This window comes from Dellaglioa sp. CoH-57-MRSF-20 (assembly GCF_056781955.1).
Genome location: NZ_JBXAXV010000001.1, coordinates 322,320 through 347,186 on the forward strand (window position 1 = coordinate 322,320; position 24,867 = coordinate 347,186).

At 35.4% G+C, this 24,867-nt stretch carries 14 protein-coding genes; 8 read left to right on the plus strand and 6 right to left on the minus strand.

Annotated elements, in window-relative coordinates; all coding sequences use genetic code 11:
* Positions 1 to 150: 150 nt before the first annotated feature.
* The 5 genes from AC1RPN_RS01525 (at position 151) to AC1RPN_RS01545 (ending at position 9,166) form a co-directional block, all read left to right on the plus strand.
* Positions 151 to 5,100 carry a MucBP domain-containing protein gene (locus AC1RPN_RS01525; protein ID WP_481760895.1) on the plus strand — a complete coding sequence of 1,650 codons (4,950 nt, stop codon included), beginning with the start codon at positions 151 to 153 and terminating at the stop codon, positions 5,098 to 5,100.
* Positions 5,101 to 5,450: 350 nt separating this feature from the next.
* Complete coding sequence (locus AC1RPN_RS01530; protein ID WP_481760894.1) at positions 5,451 to 5,621, plus strand: hypothetical protein; 171 nt, start codon at positions 5,451 to 5,453, stop codon at positions 5,619 to 5,621.
* The gene (locus AC1RPN_RS01535) at positions 5,618 to 6,046 is read left to right on the plus strand and encodes a nuclear transport factor 2 family protein (protein WP_481760893.1); all 429 of its coding nucleotides are present in this window, start codon (positions 5,618 to 5,620) and stop codon (positions 6,044 to 6,046) included. Before AC1RPN_RS01530 ends, AC1RPN_RS01535 begins: the two co-directional genes overlap by 4 nt.
* Before the next feature lie 224 nt (positions 6,047 to 6,270).
* Positions 6,271 to 7,692, plus strand: a complete 1,422-nt coding sequence (locus AC1RPN_RS01540) for a carboxylesterase family protein (RefSeq protein ID WP_481760892.1) — start codon at positions 6,271 to 6,273, stop codon at positions 7,690 to 7,692.
* A 349-nt stretch (positions 7,693 to 8,041) separates the two neighbouring features.
* Positions 8,042 to 9,166 (plus strand): MFS transporter, encoded by a 1,125-nt coding sequence (locus AC1RPN_RS01545; protein WP_481761137.1) that lies wholly within the window; start codon positions 8,042 to 8,044, stop codon positions 9,164 to 9,166.
* A 406-nt stretch (positions 9,167 to 9,572) separates the two neighbouring features.
* Here the strand turns inward: AC1RPN_RS01545 and AC1RPN_RS01550 are convergent, their stop codons facing one another.
* The 3 genes from AC1RPN_RS01550 to AC1RPN_RS01560 are packed head-to-tail and all read right to left on the minus strand — an operon-like array spanning position 9,573 to position 15,018.
* Positions 9,573 to 11,816: a DEAD/DEAH box helicase gene (locus AC1RPN_RS01550; protein WP_481760891.1), complete on the minus strand. Its 2,244-nt coding sequence runs from the start codon at positions 11,814 to 11,816 to the stop codon at positions 9,573 to 9,575.
* 11 nt (positions 11,817 to 11,827) lie between these two features.
* Positions 11,828 to 13,159: an ATP-binding protein gene (locus tag AC1RPN_RS01555; protein WP_481760890.1), complete on the minus strand. Its 1,332-nt coding sequence runs from the start codon at positions 13,157 to 13,159 to the stop codon at positions 11,828 to 11,830.
* A complete protein-coding gene (locus tag AC1RPN_RS01560) occupies positions 13,156 to 15,018 on the minus strand; it encodes a TerB N-terminal domain-containing protein (RefSeq protein ID WP_481760889.1) in 1,863 nt (620 codons plus the stop codon). Before AC1RPN_RS01560 ends, AC1RPN_RS01555 begins: the two co-directional genes overlap by 4 nt.
* A gap of 406 nt (positions 15,019 to 15,424) precedes the next feature.
* Between AC1RPN_RS01560 and AC1RPN_RS01565 the strand changes: the two genes are divergently transcribed.
* The 3 genes from AC1RPN_RS01565 to AC1RPN_RS01575 all read left to right on the plus strand — a co-directional run bounded on the left by AC1RPN_RS01565 (position 15,425) and on the right by AC1RPN_RS01575 (position 19,355).
* Positions 15,425 to 16,831 carry a C69 family dipeptidase gene (locus AC1RPN_RS01565; protein WP_481760888.1) on the plus strand — a complete coding sequence of 469 codons (1,407 nt, stop codon included), beginning with the start codon at positions 15,425 to 15,427 and terminating at the stop codon, positions 16,829 to 16,831.
* 277 nt (positions 16,832 to 17,108) lie between these two features.
* Positions 17,109 to 17,420 (plus strand): helix-turn-helix domain-containing protein, encoded by a 312-nt coding sequence (locus AC1RPN_RS01570; RefSeq protein WP_481760887.1) that lies wholly within the window; start codon positions 17,109 to 17,111, stop codon positions 17,418 to 17,420.
* 513 nt (positions 17,421 to 17,933) lie between these two features.
* Positions 17,934 to 19,355, plus strand: a complete 1,422-nt coding sequence (locus AC1RPN_RS01575) for an AcpB/EbpR/MafR family transcriptional regulator (protein WP_481760886.1) — start codon at positions 17,934 to 17,936, stop codon at positions 19,353 to 19,355.
* 75 nt (positions 19,356 to 19,430) lie between these two features.
* On the opposite strand, the gene AC1RPN_RS01580 is transcribed toward AC1RPN_RS01575, so the two are convergent.
* The 3 genes from AC1RPN_RS01580 to AC1RPN_RS01590 are packed head-to-tail and all read right to left on the minus strand — an operon-like array spanning position 19,431 to position 24,762.
* Positions 19,431 to 20,708, minus strand: a complete 1,278-nt coding sequence (locus AC1RPN_RS01580) for a glycoside hydrolase family 125 protein (protein ID WP_481760885.1) — start codon at positions 20,706 to 20,708, stop codon at positions 19,431 to 19,433.
* Positions 20,709 to 20,742: 34 nt separating this feature from the next.
* Positions 20,743 to 23,376 carry a glycoside hydrolase family 38 N-terminal domain-containing protein gene (locus tag AC1RPN_RS01585; RefSeq protein WP_481760884.1) on the minus strand — a complete coding sequence of 878 codons (2,634 nt, stop codon included), beginning with the start codon at positions 23,374 to 23,376 and terminating at the stop codon, positions 20,743 to 20,745.
* A 36-nt stretch (positions 23,377 to 23,412) separates the two neighbouring features.
* Positions 23,413 to 24,762 (minus strand): PTS sugar transporter subunit IIC, encoded by a 1,350-nt coding sequence (locus tag AC1RPN_RS01590; RefSeq protein ID WP_481760883.1) that lies wholly within the window; start codon positions 24,760 to 24,762, stop codon positions 23,413 to 23,415.
* Between the last annotated feature and the right edge of the window lie 105 nt (positions 24,763 to 24,867).

Below are 24,867 nucleotides of genomic sequence, written 5' to 3' on the forward strand. Positions count from 1 at the left end.
AGGATTTCGATGCCCTTTTATTTTTTTGGAAAGACGATTAAATAGTGCAAGCCGTAAACGTTTACATAAGATTGTTGTGATGTTACAATTAATTTGTGCCGGGGGCGGCATATTATTTAATAGGTTATTACTTACAAGGGGGCATGACAAATGAAAAAGGGGCTAACTATCGCAACAACAATGATAACGTTGTTCACGCAATTACCATTATCTTCTGTGTTTGCGCAGGACCTTAATCCAACGACAGAAACGTCATCTTCAAAAGCAGCTACGGCGTCAACTGCTAAAAAAGCGACAAAAGCAGAGACAGGTATGACTCGTACTGGAGATACAAATACGGATCTTACAGTTGAAGCACAGAAAGATACGATTGAAGCTGGCCAATTGGCTAATTTTAATTTATATTTTAAAATTTCAGGTAAGAACACCTCATTTACCAATGCCGATATAAAGGTTACGTTACCAAGTAATTTAAATGAAAATATGACATTTACGCAAGATTTATCAGAACTTAAAATTGCGGGCGTCACACCAATTTATGATAAAGATAAAGGTGTATTGAATTATCATTTTGATACGCTTAATGCAAGAACAGCAAATAAAGTAATTATAAAAATAGGAACAGCAAATGGCGCAATTATGCCTAATACAAAATTAGACACAGCAGCAACATTTACTGGAACGGATCAGAATGGCGAAAATAAAAGCTATGATTCTAAAACTTCAATTAATATAACAGCAAATAATAATTATGCTATGACAAATAAAGTTACTAGTATTGAAGGACAAACATATAATAATCCTAATCGTGGCGATATTGTAAACTATGGTGTAGGGGTTAGTGCGCCGAAAAAGGAATTAGGCGCACTGTATGTTAAAGAAGGTTCTAAAGTTAACGTGACCTATAAATTAGGCGCTGGAATAGACTACTATGGTGTAAAAGATGGCGCACAAGAACCGAGTGTCAGTACAGATGGTAGAACATTAACCTGGGAATATACAGCACCAAGTTACGCTGAACAAAAAGCAGCTGTGACTGATTTCTTTGAAAAAAATGTGACTATCCAAGCAAAAGTAACTGACAAGGCTGCCTATTATTCACAGATAACGAATACAGTGAGTTCAACAGCAACTTTCCTTGATGGTAGTGTAAATAGTACAGCACCAATTAAATCAACGGTTATGGTTATGCCCAATGATCCTAAGGAAGTTCCAATTCCAATTCCTGGTGGATCAGCATTTCCAACTAATCATTTAGGACCAAAAGATGGAAACGGTGGCGTGGCATCAGCTACATTAATTGACCCGGATGTGACAGTTAACGATGATGCTTATCTAAGTTATGGATTAACATTATCCTCACAAAATGCGACATCACCTTATATTGGATTTTCTTATTATAATATTTATTATGATGTGGATACGCATTTAAATCTTGATAGTTTTACAACGGGTAATTTTTATTACATGCCAAACAATAATTTACCAACTTTTTCACCAACAAAAGCTAAAGTACCATTTGCTATGTTGGTAAAATACGAAACAGATGGAAAAGTTGATGATAACTGGACATTACTCAATATGGATATGAAGACTAACGCCAATTACACACGTGCTCAGTTAGGTATTCCGGATGGGAAAAAAGTGGCTAATATTTGGCTGTGGTTCCATGATGAGAAGATAACAAAAGTTCCAGCAAATAGAGACATAGCTGCATCTGCAACCTATGATCCAGAAAGTAAAAAAACCGTTAAAATGGCTCCAGCTGGATTGTATAATAGCGGGATGAAAGTTAACGCAACGATTGATAAAGGATTCACTGGTCAAATAACTAATAAAATGGATATGACTTTCTATGGCGTTCAGGCACCTGATGAAACAGGTTTTGAAGCAGCTCGATATGTTGATTACACATCTAACCCATGGGCAGAGGCATTTAAGGGTGAAAATGGTCAGGTTTATACAGATCGAATTGCGCCTCGTCACGTTGAAGTCGCAGCAAAAACAACCGGTGAAACAAAAGTTGTTAAAGCTTCAGTTAGTTTACTAAATACAGTCGGAAGTACAGTTAATGAAGGTGAAAATACTGTCTTAACTTCAATAGAAAATAATAAGGCATCAATTTCACCTTTATCAGGACCTTATCTGAGTTATGTGCTATTACCAACAGGTGTAACGTTCAAAGAAAGCGTTGCTTCAACGAACTATAGCGCTGAATTATATGATAAGGATTACAAAGGTACTGGAAGACAACTCGTTAAAGTAACAATGAATGGCGACAAATTAGTAGCCGGTAAATTCCTTAATGGTCAATTTAAAATTAATATTTCAAAAGATGCGACACCTAATATGACATTTAACATGACAGGAACAATTGGTGATACTGATTATACAGCTGTGAAACCGACAGGTGATGAACCACTTTTAACGGATACAGTAAAATCTGTTGATACAGATGATATTGATAAAGATGGTAAAACAGACACACCAATTATTAAAACAGGTAATTCATATGTGTTAAATCAAGAATCAAATATTGATGTTGATGCAAGTATTAAAGGTGATAAAGATGATAAGTTTGGCGATTTAGGTAATGTTACAGTCGGCAAAAAAGCCACTTATCAAGCAACATTAACAAATAATACAGATGATAAAATTACATCAATGCAGTTCTTAGATGTTTTACCATCTGTCGGAGATTCAAATATTACCGATGGTGCAGCACGTAATTCGGCTTATGAAATGAAATTAGATGGGGCCATTACTTTACCAAGTGCATGGGAAAATAAGATGACTGTTTTATATAGTACATCTAAAAATCCTAAACGTGCCGGTATATTAGATAAGAATACAAATTATCCAGCAGGAACGGCTAAAATTGTTGACCCAACTGGGGCTGAAGATGCAACTTGGGTAACAGCTGATAAAGTAGCTGATTGGTCAACCATTCATTCATACAAAATTACGCTTAATGACGGAGTTGAATGGGCCCAAGGTAAGGGAGTTACATTATCATTTGATCTAGTTGCGCCTAAAGAATCTGAAATTTCAGATTCAACATTAATTAGTAATAAACCAGCTGAAACAACGAAAGTGTCACGCGCTGTTCAAGAAACACGTGGTGCTTACAACAGTTTTGGTATCGCAATTAACAAGTTGCAAGTTGTTGAAACTGGTGCAATAGGCACACAATTAATTCGTGCTAGCGCTGATGTTACTGCAAATTATGTAGATGTAGATGGTAATAAACTTGCTGATGATGTTGTCCAAAGTGGGTACTTCGATGATCCATATACGACAACTCAAAAAGAGATTTCAGGTTACGACTTTGTAAAAGTAGAAGGTAACGTTTCTGGTAAGTTTGGGGCTGATGCAGTAACAGTTAACTATGTTTATAAGAAAACTTCTGCACCAGTGACTGTTAAATATGTCGATGAAAATGGTAAATCGGTAGCTGATTCAAAAGAACTTACTGGTGATTTTGGTGATGTTTATACATCAGATGCTGCTGTTATTTCAGGATGGACATTGAAAGAAACACCAAGTAACGCAAGTGGTAAGTTTACTGCTGATAAACAAACAGTCACATATGTCTACGAAAGAGCGGATGCGGCTGACGTTACAGTTAAGTATGTCGATGCAGATGGAAAAGAATTAGCAACATCAGATGTACTTTCAGGAAAAGTATCAAATCCATACAGTACAACTGCTAAAAATATTTCAGGATGGACGTTGAAAGAAACACCAACGAATGCAAGTGGGACATTTACAGAGACCGCACAAACAGTCACATATGTGTATGAAAAAGCGGATGCAGCTGATATCACGGTTAAATACGTTGATGTAGACGGAAATGAATTAGCTAAATCAGATGTGCTTTCAGGAAAAGTATCAAATCCATATAGTACAACCGCTAAAAATATTTCAGGATGGACATTAAAAGAAATACCTGAAAACGCAACGGGAGTATTTACGGATAAAGCTCAGACAGTTAAGTATGTGTATGAAAAAGCAGATGCTGTCCCTGTTACAGTTAGATATGTTGATGGAAGTGGGAATGATTTAACTAAAGCTGATACGCTTTCAGGAAAAGTTGGGGATGCTTATACAACTGATGCCAAAGTATTATCAGGTTGGACGTTAAAAGAAGTACCAAAGAATGCACAAGGAATATTCACAGATGCTGCACAAACGGTTACGTATGTGTATGAAAAAGCAGATGCAGCTGATGTGACGGTCAAATATGTAGATGGAAAAGGTAACGAGTTAGCAACATCAGATGTTTTATCTGGTAAAATTGACGCTGACTACAAGACAACCGCTAAGGAATTAGTAGGTTGGACGTTAAAAGAAACGCCAAGTAACGCCAACGGAACATTTACGGATAAAGCCCAAACAGTTACGTATGTGTATGAAAAAACAGATGCTGAAGCTGTAACAGTTAAGTATGTAGATGAAAAAGGCAACGAGCTAGCAACACCAGATAATCTTTCTGGTAAATTAGGAGATTCATACAAGACAACTGCTAAACGTATTGCAGGTTGGAATGTTAAAACGACTCCTAAAAATGCAGAAGGAACATTTACAGATAAGACTCAAACAGTTACGTATGTTTATACGAGATCAGCTGCTAAAGATGTCACTGTAAAATATGTTGATAAAGATGGTAATGAATTATCAGCTTCAGTAACATTCTCTGGTAAGATTGGTGACGCATATACATCTAAAGAGAAACAACTTTCAGGTTGGATGTTGAAAGAGGCGCCAAGTAATGCTAAAGGTATCTTCACGGATACGGCACAAACAGTCACGTATGTTTATGTTAAAGATGAAGATAAAACAGTAGTGACACCGCCGGTAACACCACCAACAGATAATTCAAAAGGAAATACAACAACAGAAACGTTGACGGATGTTCCTGAAGGAAACACTCACTCAAATACAGTAAGCAAAGCAAATAATACAAAGAGTGATACAGGAAATCTTCCTCAAACAAATGAGGCAACAAGTCTTTTGGTAACGTTATTAGGTGCTGCATTACTCGCAACATCAGTTATCTTTATGATAGGTAGAAAAAAATCAAAAAAGGCTAAAAAGTAAAATTCTAAGATTATAGAATGAGTAGAAGAAGTCTTAAGACCCCTATGTCAACGAGTGTTGGTGGGTAAATTTTGGAAAGACCAATTCATTTTCGAATTGGTCTTTCTTTTTTTATTTTCAAAGAGAATTCAAACATAATTCGGTCGTGTAAATGTTGCCAACACCAATAAATGGTATCAAAATGAAGAATAATGTTAACGCGGGAATTATTCTTAAAAATTGTAACCTGTTACGCTTAAGGATAGTCAATATACTTAAGCGGATTCAATTAATGCTTTTTGGTTGACTGTGACGTAACGAGATAGTCTATGTTGATAATATACCGCAAGTACTAATTATTGAGGCTGTTGATGAAGCTTATGCCACTTCAAAAAAAGTCAATTAAAAAAAGATCAGCAGGTTTTTATCATGATGGGGGGTTCAGTAGAGACCTTGAAAAGGTATTCAAACTGGGAGATATTCAAGAGGCACATCGCTATGGCATGAAATCTGACCAATTTATAAATAAGGAGAAAAAATGATTAATACAAATAACAAATTAAATGAAGAGATTATTGCACTAGAAAAGGGTGCGTTGGATAAGTGGTTCAAAGGGGACACTTCGGGTTACCTAAATATTTGGTCACAAAAACAGTTTTCGTATTTTGACGGTGCTGTTAAAAGACGTGTTGATAGTTATGAAGACATAAAAGAATCAGTTTTAGCTAATGTTGAAGGAAAACTATTTGCTGACAGTTACGATTTTGAATATCCACGAGTGCAAGCAGTCGATGATATGGCTGTTTTAACATATCAACTATATGCAAAAACGACGTTGATTGATATGCAATACAATTGTATTGAAGTTTATCAAAAAGAAGAAGATGGCTGGAAAGTAATCCACTCAACTTGGTCATTTATTCGACCAATGGATATGGATTTTGGTAAAGCTAAAAGTATTGTTTAAAAAGGTGAAGTTAACCTTTATTCACGATATACTGAAACAGTTCTCTTAACTATTTTGAAGGCACAAAATATACACAATTAGTGATTTACAAAAGAATGCCGACAAAATAGAGTTTGCTTCGCATTGACCTTGATGTTGCGAAAAAGTTTTACAAGAATAATTATTAATACAAATCGGAATAATCAGTCAGATAACATAAATAATTTAAATTGGAGTAGATAGAAATGACGACACATAAAGTACACAGTTGGTTAGGCGTTCCCTATGCCAAAGCTGAAAGATTTGCTGAACCAGAGTTGGTTCCTTTTGATGAAACAAAGCAGTATGTTAAGTATGGACCAGCACCTTTGCAGGCTGGCGATACAAGTTGGCTGGGAGCCGTTAGCGGACTTAGCGAAGATTGTCTAAACCTTAATATTTGGGCCCCTGAAGACATGGGGGAGGAACCATTACCAGTTGTTGTTTATATTTTTGGTGGTGGCTGGGTGTTAGGATCAAATACACAAGCAGTTTCTGACGTATCAGGACTAGCTAGTACTGGTCGTGTGATAGGCGTTTCTATTAATTATCGCCTTGGACCGTTTGGTTGGTTATCACTAGCACAGTATGGTGGTAAATTAAAAGATGCAACTAACCTTGGTCTTAAAGATATAATAACGGCTCTTAAATGGATTCAAAAAAATATTGCTTATTTTGGCGGTGATGCTAATAATGTCACAGTTACGGGACATAGTGCAGGTGCTTTTTCATCATTAGAACTATTATCAGCGCCTAGTGCTGACAATCTTTATCATCATTTAGCAGCTTTTTCTGGTATGCCTTCTCGATTAGTGCCTCAATGGGTGGCGCAAGAGCGTGCTCTAAAAGTGTTAAAACATTTTGACTGTGTTAATAATCCAGAGCACTTATTACAGGTCGATGCTTATGAATTAGCTGAAGCAATGAATGCAACTCAATCACCTGATCCGGGTACTCCACATGGCATTGACAATGATGTGATAGCTGTTACTGACGATAGTCAACTAATAAATGGGGTTATAGCTGATCACCCGATGCATGTTCTTGAATCTGGGAAACACAAAGATGTAGATATTCTATTTAGTAGTACCACAGAAGAAACTTTTTATTGGGTCTTAAATCGGACAAAAGATTTTGATCCAGTGACCCTTGACAGGCTTACAGAGCAATTTGCCCACAGTATGCGTATTCCTTTATCTAGAGCCCAGCAAGTAATCAATTCCTTTGCTGATGATACTTTGAAGCCTGTAGAGGTAAGGGGATTATTATTAACGCATTTATCCTTTACATTACCTCAAATTCGTGGAGCAGTGGCTCATGCTAATGCAGGTGGAACATCACATGTGTTAGTTGTTGCACCTGTCAAAGGAGCGGAAGTCGCTGTCCATGGAACAGAGATGTACGGCATTGTTGGACAGATTAGCCCTAATGCCAGTCAAGAACAAATTGATCGGGACAATTATATTAAAGACACGTTATTAGATATGGCGGAAGGTCATTCCGATCTTACTTGGGACGCTGTTAAAGTAGATAAAATAAGTGCTAAAGGAATTGGAAACATGCCTTATAATGCTACAGAACATAGTTTGGATATTCTTGAAATATTTAAAGGAATAGACCGTCCTTAATAGTTTATAGCAAAAAGTGGAGGTCAATTCATTGTTGGCTAGCTGACTCAAATTGGTGTTTTTTGGAGATAACAAGTATGACAACAGTTTAAAGATGTGTTGGCTTCTCGCTTCCGCAGACGACCGAAAGCTAAAACTAGCGGTGATTGTTTTTGATAGCAAGACATAATTTTTTGACCTTTTAAATTTTGTTCGGATTAATTATAGATTTTGCATTTCTGAATAATTGGTGGAGAAAACTATATATTATTGTGAAACATTTGAGGATTTTCTTGGACTTAGAACGAATAAAGGGAGATACAAGGACTTGGACCGAAAAACATTTATTTCTAAAGACGTTATTTATGTAATGATAGCCACTTTTTTCTATCAATTTAGTATTCAGTCGGTAAATCCGTTAATCAGTGGCTATGTTACACATTTAGGTATTACTAGTACTCTAGCAGGTTTAATTGTTGGTATTATGAGTATTACTTCATTATTTTTAAGACCTATTGCTGGAAATCTTACCGATAAAATATCAAAATATGGGTTAACATTTATTGGTGGTATTCTATGTGCCATTAGTGATTTTGGATATATGTTTTCTTTTAATACTGCTTGGTTATTCTTTTTTAGAGTCATTAATGGGGTTGGTTTTGTCTTATGCACTGTATGCTTGGCAACCTGGTTGGCTTTCTTGGTGCCGCGCCAACGTGTTGGTGCGGCGATGGGGTATTATGGGTTGGTAAACGCTCTTTCTATGGCAGTTGCCCCAGTTTTGTCACTTGAGATATATCAAAAAGTAGGGTATAAAATGATTTTTCTTTTGGCCGCTGTCAGTGCGATTGCCGTGGTAATCACAATTCAGTTTATTGATAATCGAGCCATGCCATCTTTCGTTCGTAAGGAAGCGACACATTTTAAGCTGATTCAACGAAGTGCATTACCAGTTGCATCAATTTTTGCTTTAATTTCTATTCCATATTTTGCGGTCCAGGCTGACATTGTAATGTATGTTCGAGCAAGTAATCTAAATATTACTGTTAGCTTATTTTTTGTAATTTATTCAATTGTTTTGATTTTTAGTCGAATTTTATTAAAAAACTATTTTGACAGTATTCCCTTTGGTGTTTGGTTTTATATCTGTATGATTGTGACTGTGGGCTATCTTTTTTTCTTAACCATAATGCATAACAATTTAGAGATGGCGTTAGCTGCGGCTTTGATGGCCATTGGGTTTGGAACAATGGTTTCTGTTTGCCAGTCTACAGCTCTATTATTAGCGCCTTTGCAAGAACAGGGGCTGGCTACTGCAACTTACTATTTGGGGAGTGACATAGGAATGTCTTTAGGACCAATTCTAGGTGGCATTATTACAAATATTTTACCAATAAAATTACTTTTTCCAGTTATGATTTTAATTGTTCCAGTAGCTTTTAGTATCTATTTTTTTAATCATAAGAATTTGAACAGTGCGATTAGACATGATTAGTACTAGGAAAAATGTGATGAACTTAATTTGAATAGTCTCGGAAACTTTCAAGTTTTCAAAAAAAGAAGGCTCGTAATGCGAGCCTTCTTTTTTATACATATATATTAAAGAAAATGATGTTGTTTGTGTGTCTGTTACGGCGCCAATTTAAGCGATCATTTATAAATGTTTAGTTGTCAAAGCCAAGGATGCTTATCCGCATCATGATAAGCATATTTCGATGAAGTATATGATGCATTTACATTTGATAACAACGTATGATGAGCAAGCATTTACCTTAGAGAAATTAAAAAAACATGGCGCGACCTCTATCAGAGGACCACGTCATGTGCCGGATGATTTAGTAGCGTTGTTGAAGTAGATAACTAATTAGTTTATTATCACATTGATACTTTAGAATCTCTGTTTAGAGATGTTTTTGCCAACTAAGCACGCGATTTTGCATTCCTTTGAGATCTAAGATACCGTTTGCAAATCCTTTACGAATTAATTCTTCTGGTACATATTCATCATATTTTTCAAAAACAGGCACTTCTTTTTCATATACCAATGCCAAAGGATCAAAATCGGTAGCTGCTTCTTCTGCTACGATTTTATAAAATTCTGCTTCACTGACAGACATGGTAAATTGTAGGTAATATGGTCGTGATGAATTCATGCCTTTCAACCCAAGACGTTTACCACAACGGATTTTCAGAAACCGCTCAAGCGCAAGGAACGCGTAACTGCCAAGCCATGGAAACAATGCCCACATTTTGCCACCAAGATGAACCAGTGGACGATTAGCCATTTCTGCCTTTTTAAACGTTTCTCTGGCTTCTGCTAGACGGCCTCTAGCTTGTGGCATTAAGTAGGAATAGTCTTTTTGCTCTGCAAGGACATCGTGCATACGTTCTAGGATTCTGGTGTGAATATCCCCAGCGACATCTCCAAAGTAGGCTGGTTTGTTACCTTTAACGAGCGTACAGTATACCTCACGACGTTTGTGATCAACTTCATCGACAACCCATACACGTCCTGCTATGGCAATCTTGTCACTGACTGGTGGTGGCTTGACAATTGTACCTAACTCTTCTGATCCTGCACGGACTGTATATTCGATGTTTTCTTGAAAGACCCCATAAAATTTGTAGTTGTTAACAATACGTTCACCAGCAAGACCAACAATTACACCGCCATTTTCGGTACGATTGATATGATCGATTGTGATCAGATGACGCAGTAAAGTTCCGAAGTCCTCTTGATTAATTCGATGAAAAGCAGAAAGCGTTAGGACGCGTGAAGCAAGTTCAGCAAGTGTCATTTCGCCAGATGATGCCAATGTACTCATTGTTTGGTGATAAAGCAGGGAAAAAGGCAATTTGTCTGTTTTGGGTGGTTCTACAAAACGTTCTTCGATATATAATTGTACGAGAGCGATACCCTGAATAAGGTACCAGGGCACCAAATCTGGTAGCATAGCACGAGCTTCTGGGTGGTCTTCGCGCATAACAAACCACATTTCAGAAGGGTCACCTCTTCTGCCGGTTCTGCCCATACGCTGTAAAAATCCGGAAACCGTAAATGGTGCATCTAGCTGAAAGGCGCGTTCTAGTCTACCAATGTCGATACCAAGTTCTAGTGTTGCGGTGGCACAGACGCTCATGAGAGAATCAGCATCTTTCATGGCTTCTTCAGCACTTTCTCGATAGGCTGTTGAAAGGTTTCCGTGATGAATAAGAAAACGATCCGGTTCGTTGTTGACTTCACAGTACTGCCGTAAATTTTGACAGACTAATTCACACTCTTCTCGCGAGTTAGTAAAAATGAGGCATTTTTTGCCACGTGTATGTTCAAAAATATAGCCTATACCTGGATTTGCTGCCTTTGGAGCTTTATCTGTGGCAGGTTCTAAAGCAGAGGTAGGTGGGGCTGTTATCACGCTATTTATCGTCTCGTTAGCTTGTGGTTCTGAATTAAAAAAGTGTTCGATTGACAGTCGCCATACTTCTTTTCCACCGTCAAACTTTGGGATGATAGTTTCTCTGCCACTACCTGCGGCAAGAAATTTACCCGCTGCTTTTGGATTTCCGATTGTAGCTGATAATCCTATTCGTCTTGGATTACTGCCCGATAGTCGACAGAGGCGTTCAATTAGCGAAAAGGTTTGTCCACCACGATCCGAACGTAAAAGTGAATGTATCTCATCAATGACAATAAAGCGTAAATCACCAAAAAGGGCAGGGATTTCCATAGACTTGTTTATCATCAAAGCCTCTAAGGACTCCGGTGTAATTTGTAAAATACCGGCTGGTTTGCGTAGTAATTTTTGCTTTTGACTTCGAGGGGCATCCCCATGCCAACGTGTGACTGGAATATCAGCTTCTTCACAAAGCTCATTTAATCGACCAAATTGGTCATTGATCAAAGCCTTTAAGGGGGCAATATACAGTACTCCAACTGAGCTTGATGGTTGTTCATCAAGTAGGCTTAGAATAGGGAAAAAAGCAGCTTCCGTTTTCCCAGAAGCAGTAGATGCCGTTAAAAGAACATTCTTATCTGTGTTAAAAATGGCATCTCCGGCCGCATTTTGAACAGCGCGCAGGGTTCGCCAGCCAGACCGGTAAATGTAGTCTTGAATAAAAGGCGCATATCGGTTATATATATCCATGTGAATACCTCTCAAATTGTAAATTCAGAAAAATTGTCAGCCACTTTGTTAGAAACAGCCTCTGATTTGGCATAAGAAAACTCATCAGAATCAAATATTGTGTCAATGGATAGATTTGGATTTTGATATAAAATGTCTAATACCTCAATGAAATCACGGATAATCTCGCGTGGGGTAATATTTAAATCTGCTCCGATGCGTTCATATTCAATTCGGATAAAGGTGGCGAGGTTATCGTCTGTCATCTTTTTTTCATAACTATAGAGATCTGCATGCATAATAGCCAACTTTTCACATAGAATTAGCATCTCTTCAGCTGTTAATGGTTCTAACTTGATGACCGGGGCCAACAAATCTCTAGCGCCTGGTTTTGAAAACTTACCTTCAGCTAGACGAGAACGCAGGGCCTCATAACTATAAACACCGCGACGTTTATCTTCTATAGCTTGTGGAGTAGTTCCCATGATGATACCAAGATATTTAGCTTTACCTTGCAGTGTGTCATTGTACATCGTTAACAGTTTTTCATAATTATATTGACGCGTGATACTATTTGGAATCTTATAGATATTTACCAGCTCGTCAATCATAATTAGCATGCCAGAATAACCAGCTAATCTAAAGAAAGCAGCGAAAAGTTTTAAATATTCATACCAATTATCATCTGTAATAATAATATTAATATCTAAGTCCTTTTTGGCTTCACGTTTTAAAGCATATTCCCCACGGAACCAGCGGATGACTTTTGCTTTCAGTTCATCGTCGGCGTTGACATAGGCATGATAATAGGAAGAAAGTAATTTAGCAAATTCAAAGCCGTATACAAGTTCACTGACTGAGGAAGTGACTGTGTAAATATTTTGATCTACCATCGCAGTCAACCGAGGATCACCTGGGGTTAGGCCACTGTCGCTGGCTGCTTTTGTTTGAACGCTGCTAATCCAACGATCCAAAATTAAGTTAAGTGCACCACCTTCAGGTTTTGTTTTTGTAGATAGATTACTAATTAATTCGCGATAGGTTGCAAGACCTTGACCTTTTGATCCTTGAAGACGTCGTTCTGGTGATAAATCTGCATCGACAACAATAAAGCCACTGTTCATCACGTAATTACGAATCGTTTGCATCAGAAAACTTTTACCTGAGCCATATCTACCAACAACGAAGCGAAAAGATGCACCGCCTTCTGATATGATATCGACATCGTGTAAAAGTGCCTGAATTTCATTTTTTCTACCCACCGTAACGTAAGGTAGTCCAATTCTAGGGACAACACCACCCTTTAAGGAATTTAATACTGTTTGTGCAATGCGCTTTGGTACTTTTTGAGTTTGTTTTGTCATTTCATATTTCTCCTAATTATTTCAATTAAATCGTCCCGATAGTCTTCAATAAGAAAGATGGTATCGCCGTCACATTGTAGAGCTGAGTCGCCGATGTCATCAAAAAGCGTTTCATTTAACGTGTCGGTAATCACTTCAGGCATGCCATGCATATCACGGATCATGTCTGTGACAGATTCGCCTCGAACTAATAAGCTTAATAATTCTAACTGGGTCTTGCTTAGTGACAGCGTAGGCTCTGAATCAATAACAGGTATTTTTTCGAGGCCAGTCTGTTCAGTGGATGGCAATATGTTATTATGCTTTGGTAATACGTTTTCAGAAGTATCTTTTTCTTCGTCAGTTAACAAACTGTCTCGTGTTTCAAACGCATCGCTTCTAATTTTATCTAAATTTGAAAATTGAATGGTAACCTTAGGCTTATCTGCTTTCAAACGAGAATCACGGTCAGCTGCAATGACAGTTTTAACGTACGGTGCTGCCCAGGTTTCTGCATCTCGTGCTTTTAAAGGATAACCAGTTTTTAAATAAAGTCGTAACATACGATCTGTTTCACGCAAAAGACCATCTAACTTTTCTTGATGAAAGTTAAATTTTTGGTAACTCTGTTCGTACCACGCATTATCTTTGTAGGTATATTTTCGGATATCATTCAACTTGTATATAAGTGGCTGTTGTGGCGTTACTTGGTAATATACGGCGTTGCCTAGAGGGTACCAAAGATGAGAATGTATTGTGCCAAAGCACGCAGAAAATAAGTTATTATCCATTTTTATAGCTGTTCGCCACACTTGAGCGAATAACTGTGTGCCGTGTTTTTCATGTTTTTTAAGGACAGCTGATGCCAAAATTTTATGTCTTCCAAAAAGACAAAGCGCATCAAATACTGCTTTGTCTTCATGCTTTTCTGGATCACCTAAAATCATGATTGCATTATCTCTTTGTAATTTTTCGGTATCAGCGTACTGATACGTCGTGTCTGGTTCTATACCATTTATTACTGCTAGTTCAAACAACCATTTATGGCTGTTTAAGCGTATACGATTATCTCCAATACCGGAGTCCAGATAATTGATTTCAAATGCTTTTATTTTTTGTAGGCTGTCTATCACGGATGATGTGCCTATGCCATTAACCAACTCATACAAATATAGGTATGCAAGTGAGGTCGTGATTTTTTTATAAATGCCTTTTCGGATGTTTGTTCGCCAACTAAAATAGCCGCGTAATTGTTTCAAACCAAGATCATGGTAGGTTGTAAAGTAGCGGTGTATGTCGACATTGTAGGAGAAAACATCTTCGTAGTCGGCCATAAATTGTCCTTGGACATAAAAATTCCGGCATTTTTGCTTGAAAGAGTTATCACCGTAAGCATAGAGTTGGCTCATTTTTATCATTTTTTCAGGAATTTTATTTTCTTTGACATCAGAAGTCATTCCCTTAAACGTCAGAGGAACCGCGTGGTATTGTTGCTGTTGTATAGGTTCAGGTTCGGCGTTTAGAACAATCGTATTACCGCTTTGTTCGTTCTTTTCAAGTGCATTATCAAAAATACGATATATAACATCTGGGTCTGTGCTGTCGTCAAAATGGACGCCTAACCACTTCGGACCGCGCATTCGAAAAGGTGACGAAAGGTAAGACGGTAAAATATCAGTTGGTATTTCCTGTGCGTATTTGATGTCACAACGCTCGATATTATCACCAGAAGTAGCGTTTTTTTGACGCATCAAAACAGCCACCCATTTATTTGTGCTGGGATCTACCAACACCGAAAAACTAGGGAATTTAGGCCATTTGTATTGTTCGATAATATTATATTTTTCCTTGGCGTATAGTACTAATTCAGATAAATTCATGTTTTCACCAGAGTATTCTGTTATTTATAAGGTTGGTAGCCATACGTCCTAAATATTTACGCAAAGATAGGTGAATAAACAACTAGGACAGTTAAATTCATCAATAATTTTTGTTATTTAAAATGTATACTACCGTCAGTATATGATGTACCGTAGCGTCACAGTCAATATCATTTTCCTTTTCATATGATTTTAATATCTTTATGACAAAATTATTCAAATTATAGGTCTTGCGCAAATTTTGTATAATACAGGTATGGGACATACCTTTCACCGCTTTCAATTAGTTTTAGTCAACGAAATTGTAGAGCCAGTCTTAACGCCAAAAATGGGGTTAAGACTGCTTTTAATTTACCGCTAAAACCGCTATACTATTAGTATAAAATCAATAAGGAGTGTGTGGAAAATGACAAAAAGAGTTCAAGGTTCTTGTACATCAATTTTAGTTGGTAAAAATGCTTCAATCGACGGTTCAACAATGATTTCTCGAAATGATGATGGGCATGAAGCTTTAGATCCACAACGTTTTGTTGTTGTACAACCTGAAGATCAACCACGTAATTATCAATCTGTTATTAGTGGTGTAAAGGTAGAATTACCAGATAATCCAATGCGTTATACCTCAATTCCAAACTCACTTTTAACAAACGGAATTTGGCCTGCAGCGGGTATCAATAGTGATAATGTAACGATGTCTGCTACAGAAACAATTACAAGTAATCCACGTATTCAAGGGCTTGATCCTTATGCTGCTGGTGGAATTGGTGAAGAAGATCTTGTAACGCTCGTCTTACCATATATTCATAGTGCTAAAGAAGGGGTTGAACGTTTAGGCGATTTACTCTTAACACATGGCACATATGAACCAAATGGTATCGCATTTTCCGATAATGATAGTGTTTGGTGGCTTGAAACAATCGGTGGCCATCATTGGGCAGCTGTTCGTATTCCGGATGACGCTTATGTTGTTGCACCTAACCGTCGAAATATTGATATGTTTGATTTTGATTCAGAAGACACACTTTGTTCTGAAGATTTAAAAGTCTTAATTGATAATAATAAGTTAAATCCTGATTTTGAGGGTTACAATTTACGTCATATCTTTGGTAGTGCATCAATTAAAGATACGGTCTACAATAATCCCCGTACATGGTACGGTCAACAATATTTCAATCCTGAAATTATTCAAGATCCAATGGATCAAGACTTACCTTTCATTTGTCATGCAAATCGTAAAATTTCAATTGAAGATGTTAAATTTGTTTTGAGTGCACATTTTGAAAATACGGAATACGATCCTTATGGTAGTGCGCCAGAAGATATTAAAACACGATTCCGTCCAATTGGGATTAACCGTAATCATAATGTACATTTATTACAAGTTCGTAATGATGTACCTGATGAGATTGCTGGGATTCACTGGTTAGCTTATGGTGCAAATACGTTTAATACAATTGTGCCATTCTATGCGAACGTTAATGACACACCAGAATCATATAAAAATGCGACAGGTGAATTTGATTTAAATAATATGTATTGGCTCAGTTGTACAACTGCATTGTTGGGCGATACGAATTATGACTTCTACGTAGATATGCGAAATACATTTGAACTTGAAGCAATGAGTGCTTACCATGAAATTCAAAATGTTGCTGATAAGGCAGTTAGTTCACAAGCAAATATCACAGCATTTTTAGAAGAAATGAATAATAAGTTAGCTACAGAATCATTAAAACGTCAAACACAATTGTTAGGTGAAATGGTTATATCTGGTTCCGAACAAATGAAATTACGTTATAACTTAAACGATTAATTATAAACAAAATGAAAAGTTATCATTAAGTTGATAACTTTTTTTGTAACAATTATTTTAATTACTAGATTTAGGCAGCACTTTTGAGTAATATGGTACCATTTCATATGCTAGTAAAAATCAAATTTAGATCACTTAAATATGGTTTATATAATTCTTATTATAATGATAACAAGTATAATAATATGCTTTTTGCTAAAATTAACGTTTTTAAAAATCTTTAAGCTTTCTTTGATTTCACTTATTGTAAAATAAGATTCGTGATTGGAGAAAGTTAATGGTTAAAACGATAAGTCAGTTAATTCGAAAAAAACGTAAGGCACTTAGTCTAACAATTGAGCAGCTTGCTGAAAAGTCTAACGTTTCTATTAGTTTGATTTCTAGAATTGAACGAGGGGACGTTGCTAATATCAGTATTAATAAATTATCTGATATTGCCAGTGCGCTAGAATTGGAATTGTCAGACTTCTTTAGTAGGCAACAGTTTTCGGATATACCTACTTTAGAATTATTACAATATTTTAGTACGTTAACAGATGAGAAACGTGAGAAATTATCAAAATCAATTCTTAGAATTATTCAATTATAAATGATAATGATTAATAATGGATTATGTTATTTTTTTATAGAATGCACAATTTTTCTGTCTTTGTATTCTTTAGTTAAATTAATTTCAATTATTTTAGGTTTTAAATTTTTCGATAACTTTAAATTGGATAGTAATAAATTAGAATTGTCCATGGTAGATCGTCATCTTCAAATAATAGATCTTAACCAAGAAACTTTCCTGGTTAAGGGTTATTTTAGTAGGAAATTGAATTAATTTAACTTAGATGTCAAGTTAAATGATAGATAAGATATCGTTAGTATTTGGAGAGAAATTAGAATAAAAAATGACATGAAATAGGTTAAATGTTAACATAAAGAGGATAATAATTCTGGGGAATAAGTTATTTTTTAAGTATGGTATTGGGGATAAAAATTTAACTCAAAAAAATATTTATGTTAATGATTGGAAATACTCGGAGGTAAGCATTTGTACAAGAAAAACATTCTCGATAAACAAGAATGGCTAATTTGCGAAATTATTTAAATATTAGCTTTGAACGAAACTGGTTTATCAAGAAAACGATTACGTGAGCAATTAAATGTTTCTGAAACGGCTGTAAAAGTTGCTTTACAACAATTGGATAAAGATTTAAATTCCGGGGATGAACCCTACATGATTATTACAAAAAATAACGTCCAATTATTAGGTAAAGGCGAAATGAATTTTAATCAAACGATTTATCGGTATATAAAAAAATCGATAAATTATCAGATTTTAATGGCCTTTTATACTAAAGGTAATGCAAAAGTTGAGAATCTAGATACTAAATTAAATGTCAGTGAGGCTTCTATTTTTAGAAGGATTAAGCGATTAAATTCTCTTTTAGAAGAATTTCATGTGAAAATTTCTCATGGTGTGATGTTAGGTAACGAAAGTCAAATTCGCTTTTTTTATTATTCATTGTTTTTAGGAATTGATTTTAAATTCGAACAATCAAGTGAAAATGGCATTATTATGGCAGTCATCCAACGGTTTGAGGAATATTTTGATTTTAATGTGAATGATAGTAGTTTAGTTAGAGTAAAGCTTTGGTTAAAAGTAACAAGTCAACGAATGATGGTTAACGATCAAGATAATCGTAGTATTTCAGTTGTTTTAGAAGACATGATAAAAAATAATTCTTTGTTCGATAGCGTTGAAGAAGAATTTGGCGAAATTGTTAAAGAGTTTAAGCATAAAGTTGATATTCATTTTGAAAGTGCACTACTTTACGCTTGGACCACGGCTTTTGTGCCAGTACCATGGAGCACCTTTGTTGCCCATGATTTCGTGGCCGTTAATCGTAAAAATAATAATAAATTGCAACAAGCTGTTGAATTTTTAGAAAATGGCTTTGAGAATAGCTTAGGTATTCAGGTTGCTGGAGGCGATTTAAGTGAGTCTTTATATCCAATTTGTACAGAAGCCTTTTTATTTCACGGCGTTTTAAAATCTGCTAGTACAGATATGATGGAAGATTATCGCCTTAGAAAAGATAATGAGTTAGTTCTTAAAAATGTAAAAAATGCCATGAGTGCAATGATTGAAGAATCGAAGGGCGATCCCGAATGGTATGCCTTTTATTCAAGGTATGGTGACTCATTTATCAAGACGATTATGTCAATTTTTAATGCGCGTTTATTGGCAAAAGAAAAATTATTAACGGTAGGTGTGGATTTAAATACTGAGGAGCGCGTTAAGGAAATGTTTATGATGTACGCCAGTCGGGAATTAAATATTAATTTACGAGTCAACATAGATGTTTACGAGTCTACTAAGAATTATGATTTAGTTATTACAAATTTTATGAGCAAAAATTATTTGAATTCAGCACTGGAGACATATATTATCACTGGATTAGGGACGGATAGTGATGTACTTGGCGTTGAACAAGAATTAATAGAGATACTTAAAAAATATTATCATACTCAATGATAATATTTTTTTGATTTGAATTAGTTATAAGCCTAAAAAAAGAGTAGATTTCTCTACTCTAAATTAACTATATTATTAAATATTCAGATATCGTAAAGCAAGTTGACAGTAAGTCATATTTGCCCAAGAAAACCAGTCTCTAGTAAATTGACTTGGGTCATTAACGTTAATTCCTTCATGACATTGTAATGTGTCATCATCGGTTTGACTAATGATATCTAAATTATTTTGCATAATTTCCGGATTATTTGATGTTAATCCCTCCATCGCTAACGAAATCGGCCAAATATATTCCTTTGGTGTATGAGGACTGCCAATCCCTTTTAAATATTTTCCCGAGTAATAATAGGGATTTTGATCACTCAGAATAAATTTACGCGTTTTTTGGTAGATAGAGTCATCAGGTGAAATATAACCAATAAATGGGAGAGATAATAGACTAGGTACGTTAGCATCGTCCATTAAATTGATATTACCTAAGCCATCAACCTCATAGGCAAAAATAGTTTCATTAGAATTTGGAGCTGATACGATTCCAAAATTTTCAATTCCAGATTCAACTTCAGATCGGAGACGACTTATTCTTTTAAGTAGCTCGACTGGAGCTGGTTGTGTTTTAGATAAGGTAAGCAACTCATCTAGGACACAAATGATATAGCAATTACCTGGAATATGATAACCATATAAGCAGGCATCATCACTTGGGCGGAAACCACTCCAAACCATACCTGTATACCCAATTGGTGCACCTTTACCACCATGACTCAATGTGTCTGTTGAGGGACCATTAGAACGATTAAAAATATAATCGGAAGTTTCATGATGTTGTTCCGTAATAAAGGTATCCACAATTAACTTTACAGTTTGCCAAAAGTTACTGTCTAAATGTTTTGAATATCCAGATTTTTGATAAAGTTCTGATGCCAAATGGATAGGGGCGCATAATGAATCAATTTCAAATTTTCTCTCCCAAACGAGATCAGATATTGGAATATTTGATTTATCAACTGTGTAGTGTGCACCAGAACTAGTTTCGTTAAATGCATTTGCATAAGGATCATGTTTAATATAGGCAAGTTGTTGATTAATAACGCCATGGATGAGATATGTTATTTCTGGAATCTTATCTGTTAGTGAAAGATAAGGTAGTATCTGAAATGTCGAATCTCTGAGCCACATGGCAGGAATATCTCCTGTAGCAATGAATATATCTGAATCATTTTGTACTTTAACCGTATTTGTTAGTGTATCAATGAATACATTACGAAATAATGCAGTAGATTTTTTTGAAGAAAGTGAAATTGTTTCTGAATAATCCGTAACTTGTTTAATTAGTTTTTCTTGATTTATCATTTAAATACCTCAAATCGTAAGTTATCATAATTACTTATTTAATTGGAAAGATACCGTAAGTTCTAATTTCTCCTGGACCAAACGATAGTAAATCAACGGTGGTAACTTTTGAATTAATGAAATGGCTAACTTTACCATTTAAATCGAGTTCAGCAATGTTACAAGTAGTATTTAATGAGAGATTGCCAGGTTGATTGATAACGTTATCAGTTGGATTATAAAGACGAAGTTCAAATCCAGTTTTATCATCTGATATTGAAAAACTACTCATAATGACCTTTAAATTTTGAACGGACATAATTGAATTGTGATTAACGTTAGTCTTTGCTGGATTCATCATGAAATATTGTAAAGGTGTTGAGAAGCGATTTATTATTTGATCTTGATAGAAAAGTTCATTTTGACTTAATTGGCGATGCTTATTTTGAAGTTCAATAGGCTTGAAGTCAGCTTCAACAACTAGCCCACCTTCAAATATTAATTCTTTATTTAATTGACTATCCGGAGTTGATACAATTTTTGTTTGTAGACCTGAAGCATCTGAGGGACGGCGCATTAAGTCAGGACGTCCTAAGAAACCTACTCCTCTAAACAATGTAATCGCTAATTTATCAAAAGATTTATCAATTAATTGAAAATCTTTCGTACCTAAGGTTAGAAAAGACCAACTTACTTCTTTATTATGTGAATTAGCGAAATGAATCATTGGTCGCATACTTGTTGGTTCTTCCTTATAACCAATTTGTTCCCAGTCTTTAAGGTGTTTGTCTTCAGTAGGACGTTCAATGATACCAAATGGGGTATCTGCGAACGAGCTAACGACATTCGTTAATTGTGTATTTAAAATAAGTCGCATACGATGATCAAGAATAGTATTATCAATGTGCATCTTAAATTTAATAACGTTAGAATTTTTTGTTAATGTTAATGTTAATTGATAATTTAATCGACCAGTTTTAGTTTTTAGTGCACGCTCCTCTAAGTTGATTGGTAAGGTCCACGAACCAGTAATTGACATAATTTGATATAATTTTCCTGATTTAAATGTTATTGAATCAGATTTTGAAAAATCTAAAGTTAATAACCAATCTTTGAATGCAGGAGAGTAGTCATACGTATCACCCTCATCACCGCTATCTTCAATTGTCATAAAATTAGAATATGAGTGATTATCAAACTTTGTTTTAAGATTTAATTGCCCGTCATCAAAAGAAATTTTGTAGAAATCATTTTGAATATCAGTAGATACTTCTAATGTATTTACTGGGTTGTTTTCAGAGACGGACTGAATGCAGTAGCCAGTCCAATCTGTAGCTGATATGATCGTTTTAAAAGCAATTTTAGTAATATAATAAAAATCATCAGTCATTTCAGTTTGATCACGGCGTAAAACTGCTGCATTTTCTTCCTTTTGATAAATAATATCAAAAGGAACATCAATGCCGTCTATTGTTTTAAGATTAAAATTAGCAAAAGAAGTACTAACTTCGAATTCACGAATTTCATTAACTGGTAAAGGAAGTGGATTCCAAGCAAATAAATTTAATTGTTTTTTATCTGAAATAGAAATACTTAGTTTACGAAGTAGATAATCTTTGAGTGAAAGAGATAATTGATCTGCCACAATTCCACGATGTAAGATATCTTGATTTGTTTTATCACTGTTACAGCCACCGGAACTATCATGAGCTTGTCCACGGGCAATAGTCTTCCAAATATCATCAATTAAACCTTGCTTTTCAGATATACCCTGATGTGTAGCAATAGCCATTAAAGGCTCGACTTCATAAGTCATTCTCCGTTCTAATTTATCGTAAAGCTGTTTTAAATCGTAACGAGAAGAATAGATTCCTCGATGTATTTTAGAATCTGATGGATCAATGAATTCTCCATTAAATGATGGTAAATTGGACTCCTTAGCTAATGCATCAAAAAATTTTGGATACGTACTTTCTTGAATAACAGAATCAGATTGTAAAAGAACACTATTAGCAGTTGCAAGTCTATCTTTTAAATTATGATCGATAGCTCGCTGGTCGCCACCAATTGGTAAAACAAGATTGTCAGATGTAGTATTCGTTGAGATTTTCTCCGTTAAATCGAAAAAGTTATCATTTTCAACTAAATCTACACCTGCATAATAGCCATTTTTAATATTAGCAACTAAAACTTTGGAGGAGTCATTACTTGTCCAGTAAAAATAGCGGGAATCGTTTTCTGTAGGGAACCCACGCCAGAAAACGGTGCTATTAATACCAAATCCATTATATATTTTTGGCATATCTTGTCCTTGTCCAAATGAATCTGGGAGATACCCAACTTTCATTACGCCACCTAAATTGTCAGCTAGCTTTGATCCAATTCTGATATTGCGAACAATAGATTCTCCAGAAGTAACCATTTCATCAATTTGAGTATACCAAGGTCCAATGAGTAAACGACCCATAGAAACATATTTTTTGATAAGATCTTCTTTTTCTGGAGCTGTATTTAGATAATCATCAATAATTGACATCTGTCCATCTAATAGATAATAATCTAGTTCATTTTTAGATAATGCCTCAAAAGCTTCGTCCATATGGAAGGCAAATTGAATTCGAGCCTCTTGACGTGTAAAATACCATTCAAAATCCCAATGAGTATGTGCGATTGCATGAATCTGTTTCAAATGAAACACCCTTTCTTCTCTTGAATTAAATTCAGATTATTCTGTAACCATGTCTGCATCCAATTTTCTTGCTTCTGCACGTTCATGGCGTTGGTTGATAATAACAAATGGAGCATATAGTGCAGTATCTAAGACAACTAAAACAGCAGTTAAAACGACTGGGCTTAGATGGAATGCACCTAATACCCAAGTGCTAATGAAAATAGGTTCATTACCAGAATTTAAAACTACAAGAGGTACAACCCAACCGATTGAAGTTACAACATATGCAATAATTGCATTTGTGACAGGTACAACAATCCATGGAATGAACATTAGTGGATTTAAAACAATAGGTAAACCGAAAATAACAGGTTCATTAATACCAAAACAACTTGGAATGAAACCTAGTTTTGCAACTTCTCGCTCTTTTTCACCTTTATTTGTGAAAATCAGCATTGCAATAATTAAACCAAATGTTGCACCAGAACCACCAATCATGGCGTAAACATTTGTCATTGTATTAGGTGAAATTGAAATATCAGCAAAACTTTGAGTTTCAGCAAATTTTGCAACGTTTTTAAGGAATAGTGGTAACCAGAAGGCTGAAATAACGCCCCAGACGATATTGAAACCATGTAAACCAAGGAACCAAAGGATTTGTTCTAATAAAATAACAATAATAATAGCTGGAAGCCCAACACCAACGCTTAACATTGGTGAGATAACAATATCAGCAATCATTTGTACTAATGAAACATAGCCAAGTGACTGTATTGTAATTCTTACGATACCAAAAATAATAAGTACTTCGGAAATTGGAATTAATGAGAAAAATGAATCGAAAACATTTTGTGGTACGTTACCAGGCATTTTAATCGTGAACTTACTTCTTGCGAATCGAGCGAACAACGAAACGGCAAGCATTCCAACAATTAAGGCTGTAAACATACCTTCATAACTAAAGAATGAAGTTGAAAAACCTTCAACAACTTTAGCTTTGCTATCCAAAAAGTTAACGTTATTAGGAATCATGACGAAGTATGCTGCGAATGCCAATAATGTGGCAATAATTGGATTTAAACCTTTATTTTTTTCGTCCTTTTTTAATTCCATTGCATACGAGTATGCTGATGAAAAAACAACGATTAGTGCAACAATACCAAGAGTAGCAGTACCAATGTAGCCGAATAAGTCACTAATACTTGTTAAAATGACATTATGAATATCTTTTGCTTTAATTAATGCATCAAGTTCCATTTTGATTAGATTTGAGAATGATCCGACAACAGTAAACGGAATTGTTCTAACAAAGGCATTCTTAATAGCTTGTAAAATGGTATTTCTTTCAACCCATGCTGAAACTTTTAAGAGTGGCCCCTGGATTTTTTCTAAGTTAAAATGCATAATAAAGACTCCTTTTAATTTTGTTTATAGAAAGCGCTTTCTATAAACAAAGTATAACAACATCTTTTTAATTTGTAAATACATATTTAAATGAAACGTGTTTAC

What these genes read in the sequence shown, in the direction of transcription:
- AC1RPN_RS01550 (WP_481760891.1), bottom strand. Translation starts at nt 11,816, where the DNA reads ATGGATATATATAACCGATATGCGCCTTTTATTCAAGACTACATTTAC.
- AC1RPN_RS01570 (WP_481760887.1), top strand. Translation starts at nt 17,109, where the DNA reads ATGGTTAAAACGATAAGTCAGTTAATTCGAAAAAAACGTAAGGCACTT.
- AC1RPN_RS01540 (WP_481760892.1), top strand. Translation starts at nt 6,271, where the DNA reads ATGACGACACATAAAGTACACAGTTGGTTAGGCGTTCCCTATGCCAAA.
- AC1RPN_RS01580 (WP_481760885.1), bottom strand. Translation starts at nt 20,708, where the DNA reads ATGATAAATCAAGAAAAACTAATTAAACAAGTTACGGATTATTCAGAA.
- AC1RPN_RS01565 (WP_481760888.1), top strand. Translation starts at nt 15,425, where the DNA reads ATGACAAAAAGAGTTCAAGGTTCTTGTACATCAATTTTAGTTGGTAAA.
- AC1RPN_RS01560 (WP_481760889.1), bottom strand. Translation starts at nt 15,018, where the DNA reads ATGAATTTATCTGAATTAGTACTATACGCCAAGGAAAAATATAATATT.
- AC1RPN_RS01535 (WP_481760893.1), top strand. Translation starts at nt 5,618, where the DNA reads ATGATTAATACAAATAACAAATTAAATGAAGAGATTATTGCACTAGAA.
- AC1RPN_RS01555 (WP_481760890.1), bottom strand. Translation starts at nt 13,159, where the DNA reads ATGACAAAACAAACTCAAAAAGTACCAAAGCGCATTGCACAAACAGTA.
- AC1RPN_RS01525 (WP_481760895.1), top strand. Translation starts at nt 151, where the DNA reads ATGAAAAAGGGGCTAACTATCGCAACAACAATGATAACGTTGTTCACG.
- AC1RPN_RS01545 (WP_481761137.1), top strand. Translation starts at nt 8,042, where the DNA reads ATGATAGCCACTTTTTTCTATCAATTTAGTATTCAGTCGGTAAATCCG.
- AC1RPN_RS01590 (WP_481760883.1), bottom strand. Translation starts at nt 24,762, where the DNA reads ATGCATTTTAACTTAGAAAAAATCCAGGGGCCACTCTTAAAAGTTTCA.
- AC1RPN_RS01530 (WP_481760894.1), top strand. Translation starts at nt 5,451, where the DNA reads ATGAAGCTTATGCCACTTCAAAAAAAGTCAATTAAAAAAAGATCAGCA.